The 5,342-nt window shown below is 47.4% G+C and carries 2 tRNA genes and 3 rRNA genes; all 5 read left to right on the forward strand.

Annotated elements, in window-relative coordinates:
- The first annotated feature begins 42 nt into the window (after positions 1-42).
- A 16S ribosomal RNA gene (locus FLA105534_RS00040) occupies positions 43-1,556 on the forward strand.
- A gap of 126 nt (positions 1,557-1,682) precedes the next feature.
- Positions 1,683-1,756, forward strand: a tRNA-Ile gene (locus tag FLA105534_RS00045).
- 158 nt (positions 1,757-1,914) lie between these two features.
- Positions 1,915-1,988, forward strand: a tRNA-Ala gene (locus FLA105534_RS00050).
- 186 nt (positions 1,989-2,174) lie between these two features.
- Positions 2,175-5,057: ribosomal RNA gene (locus tag FLA105534_RS00055) — 23S ribosomal RNA — on the forward strand.
- Between the two features lie 176 nt (positions 5,058-5,233).
- A 5S ribosomal RNA gene (gene rrf / locus FLA105534_RS00060) occupies positions 5,234-5,342 on the forward strand; the annotation flags it as partial.

A 5,342-nucleotide genomic window follows, 5' to 3' on the forward strand; every position in this document is an offset into this window, starting at 1 on the left:
AGAACCGATAGATAAAGCATCGCAATATAATATAAAAAATATACGATGAAGAGTTTGATCCTGGCTCAGGATGAACGCTAGCGGCAGGCTTAACACATGCAAGTCGAGGGGTATGCTTCTTCGGAAGCAGAGACCGGCGCACGGGTGCGTAACGCGTATGCAATCTACCTTTTACAGAGGGATAGCCCAGAGAAATTTGGATTAATACCTCATAGTATAGCTGAATCGCATGATTCTACTATTAAAGTCACAACGGTAAAAGATGAGCATGCGTCCCATTAGCTAGTTGGTAAGGTAACGGCTTACCAAGGCTACGATGGGTAGGGGTCCTGAGAGGGAGATCCCCCACACTGGTACTGAGACACGGACCAGACTCCTACGGGAGGCAGCAGTGAGGAATATTGGACAATGGGCGCAAGCCTGATCCAGCCATGCCGCGTGCAGGATGACGGTCCTATGGATTGTAAACTGCTTTTATACGAGAAGAAACACTGCTTCGTGAAGCAGCTTGACGGTATCGTAAGAATAAGGATCGGCTAACTCCGTGCCAGCAGCCGCGGTAATACGGAGGATCCAAGCGTTATCCGGAATCATTGGGTTTAAAGGGTCCGTAGGCGGTTTAATAAGTCAGTGGTGAAAGCCCATCGCTCAACGGTGGAACGGCCATTGATACTGTTAAACTTGAATTATTAGGAAGTAACTAGAATATGTAGTGTAGCGGTGAAATGCTTAGAGATTACATGGAATACCAATTGCGAAGGCAGGTTACTACTAATGGATTGACGCTGATGGACGAAAGCGTGGGTAGCGAACAGGATTAGATACCCTGGTAGTCCACGCCGTAAACGATGGATACTAGCTGTTGGGAGCAATCTCAGTGGCTAAGCGAAAGTGATAAGTATCCCACCTGGGGAGTACGTTCGCAAGAATGAAACTCAAAGGAATTGACGGGGGCCCGCACAAGCGGTGGAGCATGTGGTTTAATTCGATGATACGCGAGGAACCTTACCAAGGCTTAAATGTAGATTGACCGGTTTGGAAACAGATCTTTCGCAAGACAATTTACAAGGTGCTGCATGGTTGTCGTCAGCTCGTGCCGTGAGGTGTCAGGTTAAGTCCTATAACGAGCGCAACCCCTGTTGTTAGTTGCCAGCGAGTCATGTCGGGAACTCTAACAAGACTGCCAGTGCAAACTGTGAGGAAGGTGGGGATGACGTCAAATCATCACGGCCCTTACGCCTTGGGCTACACACGTGCTACAATGGCCGGTACAGAGAGCAGCCACTGGGCGACCAGGAGCGAATCTATAAAACCGGTCACAGTTCGGATCGGAGTCTGCAACTCGACTCCGTGAAGCTGGAATCGCTAGTAATCGGATATCAGCCATGATCCGGTGAATACGTTCCCGGGCCTTGTACACACCGCCCGTCAAGCCATGGAAGCTGGGGGTGCCTGAAGTCGGTGACCGCAAGGAGCTGCCTAGGGTAAAACTGGTAACTAGGGCTAAGTCGTAACAAGGTAGCCGTACCGGAAGGTGCGGCTGGAACACCTCCTTTCTAGAGCCTCAAATGTTAGTGGTAACACACGTTGAGGAAAAAAGATGTTAATTTAGAAGGTTCTGAATCACAACATTCACTTACTCTTGCTGTTAATTTAAAAAAAATGAAAATTAAGTAAAACAGAGTCTCGTAGCTCAGCTGGTTAGAGTACTACACTGATAATGTAGGGGTCGGCAGTTCGAGTCTGCCCGGGACTACTTTTTTAGAGTTTTGAGTTGTAAATTATGAATTATAAGTTATAACAAAAAGCAACAAACTAAAAAAGACTGAAATACTTAAGATAAAGGAAATTTTAGAAGTTGAGCGTTTATGAGAGAAATCATAACTCATAATTCATAACTCATCATTTAAAAATGGGGGATTAGCTCAGCTGGCTAGAGCGCCTGCCTTGCACGCAGGAGGTCAACGGTTCGACTCCGTTATTCTCCACAAAGCCGAAAGCTATAAGCTTTAGGCGGTAAGCTAAGAAAGCTTAAAGCGTATTGCTTAAAGCCTACAGCTAATAAAGTTCATTGACATATTGAGATAAGAAAATAATAAAAAGTAGAAAGCGTTTTTTACAATTTTATTGTAAAAGACAAAAAAAAACGGTCTTAATTAATTTTAAGATTGGTACAATAAGCAAAATAAGGGCGTATGGGGGATGCCTAGGCTCTCAGAGGCGATGAAAGGCGTGATAAGCTGCGAAAAGCTACGGGGACGGGCACACACCGATTGATCCGTAGATACCTGAATGGGGCAACCCACTATGTTGAAGACATAGTACACCGATAGGTGGGCAAACCCGCTGAACTGAAACATCTAAGTAGGCGGAGGAGAAGAAAACAAAAGTGATTCCGTAAGTAGTGGCGAGCGAACGCGGATTAGCCCAAACCAATGATGTTACGGCATGATTGGGGTTGTAGGACCACGAGATTTTATGTACAAGGAACCGGAAGTTACTGGAAAGTGACACCATAGAGGGTGATAGTCCCGTATGGGTAACGAGTATAATAGATAGTGGTATCCTGAGTAGGGCGGGGCACGTGAAACCCTGTCTGAATTTGGCGGGACCATCCGCTAAGGCTAAATACTCCTGAGAGACCGATAGTGAACCAGTACCGTGAGGGAAAGGTGAAAAGAACCGTGAATAACGGAGTGAAATAGATCCTGAAACCATACGCTTACAAGCGGTCGGAGCCCTTTCGTGGGGTGACGGCGTGCCTTTTGCATAATGAGCCTACGAGTTAACGTTGCTGGCAAGGTTAAGTGGTTAAGCCACGGATCCGTAGCGAAAGCGAGTCTGAATAGGGCGCTTTAGTCAGTAGTGTTAGACGCGAAACCGTGTGATCTACCCATGGGCAGGTTGAAGCTGTGGTAACACACAGTGGAGGACCGAACCGGTTGACGTTGAAAAGTCTTCGGATGACCTGTGGGTAGGGGTGAAAGGCCAATCAAACTCGGAAATAGCTCGTACTCCCCGAAATGCATTTAGGTGCAGCGCTGAGCGTAAAGTTATATAGAGGTAGAGCTACTGATTGGATGCGGGGGCTTCACCGCCTACCAATTCCTGACAAACTCCGAATGCTATATAATGTTTCTCAGCAGTGAGGGCTTGGGTGCTAAGGTCCAAGTCCGAGAGGGAAAGAACCCAGACCATCAGCTAAGGTCCCCAAATATACGCTAAGTTGAAAGAACGAGGTTTGTCTGCCCAGACAGCTAGGATGTTGGCTTGGAAGCAGCCATTCATTTAAAGAGTGCGTAACAGCTCACTAGTCGAGCGGACGAGCATGGATAATAATCGGGCATAAGTGTATTACCGAAGCTATGGATTTACAGTCTGACTGTAAGTGGTAGGGGAGCATTCTAACAGGGTTGAAGGTGTATCGTCAGGTATGCTGGACTGGTTAGAAAAGAAAATGTAGGCATAAGTAACGATAATGCGGGCGAGAAACCCGCACACCGAAAAACTAAGGTTTCCACAGCTATGCTAATCAGCTGTGGGTTAGTCTGGTCCTAAGGCGAACCCGAAAGGGACAGTCGATGGCTAACGGGTTAATATTCCCGTACTACTAATTACTGTGATGGGGTGACGGAGTGATGAAAGCGCCGCGAACTGACGGAATAGTTCGTTGAAGTACCTACCTATAAGATCTGCAGGCAAATCCACAGATCTTGGGGAAATACGATAGTACTCGGAGTCTTCGGACAAAGAGATAGTGCGCCTAAGGGCTTCCAAGAAAAACCTCTAAACTTCAGGTAATTAGTACCAGTACCGTAAACCGACACAGGTAGTTGAGGAGAGAATCCTAAGGTGCTCGAGAGATTCATGGCTAAGGAATTAGGCAAAATAGACCTGTAACTTCGGGAGAAAGGTCGCCAGCGCAAGCTGGCCGCAGTGAAGAGGTCCAGGCGACTGTTTATCAAAAACACAGGGCTCTGCAAAATCGTAAGATGAAGTATAGGGCCTGACACCTGCCCGGTGCTGGAAGGTTAAGAGGAGATGTTATCTTCGGAGAAGCATTGAATTGAAGCCCCAGTAAACGGCGGCCGTAACTATAACGGTCCTAAGGTAGCGAAATTCCTTGTCGGGTAAGTTCCGACCTGCACGAATGGTGTAACGATCTGGACACTGTCTCAGCCATGAGCTCGGTGAAATTGTAGTAACGGTGAAGATGCCGTTTACCCGCAGTGGGACGAAAAGACCCTGTGCACCTTTACTATAGCTTAGTATTGACCTTGGATAAATGATGTGTAGGATAGGTTGGAGACTGTGAAGTGGCGTCGCCAGGCGTTGTGGAGTCATTGTTGAAATACAACCCTTTGTTTATCTGAGGCCTAACTCTTCGATGAAGAGGACATTGCTTGGTGGGTAGTTTGACTGGGGTGGTCGCCTCCAAAAGAGTAACGGAGGCTTCTAAAGGTTCCCTCAGTACGCTTGGTAACCGTGCGTAGAGTGCAATGGCATAAGGGAGCTTGACTGAGAGACATACAGGTCGATCAGGTACGAAAGTAGAGCATAGTGATCCGGTGGTTCCGCATGGAAGGGCCATCGCTCAAAGGATAAAAGGTACGCCGGGGATAACAGGCTGATCTCCCCCAAGAGCTCATATCGACGGGGGGGTTTGGCACCTCGATGTCGGCTCGTCACATCCTGGGGCTGGAGAAGGTCCCAAGGGTTGGGCTGTTCGCCCATTAAAGTGGCACGCGAGCTGGGTTCAGAACGTCGTGAGACAGTTCGGTCTCTATCTACTGTGGGCGTTAGAAATTTGAGTGGATCTGATTCTAGTACGAGAGGACCGAATTGGACAAACCTCTAGTGTATCTGTTGTCCCGCCAGGGGCACCGCAGAGTAGCTACGTTTGGAAGGGATAAGCGCTGAAAGCATATAAGCGCGAAACCCACCACAAGATGAGATTTCTTTTAAGGATCGTGGAAGATGACCACGTTGATAGGCTATAGATGTAAAGGCAGTAATGTCATAGTCGAGTAGTACTAATAATCCGTAAGCTTATGTACACCTTTTCCCGTCCGTTAAGGCGGACGGGGAGAAACTTTCTAAAATAGTAAATAAAAGTACTTTTCTTTATCTCAGTATGTTAAGATATTTGCAGCGAAGCTGCAGTTGATAGTTGAAGGTTGGTAGTTGATGGAAACACCAACAACCATAAACCAACAACCGCCAACAATGACCTTAAGGTGGTTATTGCGGCGGGGCTCACCTCTTCCCATCCCGAACAGAGTAGTTAAGCCCGCCTGCGCAGATGGTACTGCAGTTATGTGGGAGAGTATGTCGTCGCCTTT

This window comes from Flavobacterium collinsii (assembly GCF_902804485.1).
GTDB classification, from domain to species: Bacteria; Bacteroidota; Bacteroidia; order Flavobacteriales; family Flavobacteriaceae; genus Flavobacterium; species Flavobacterium collinsii.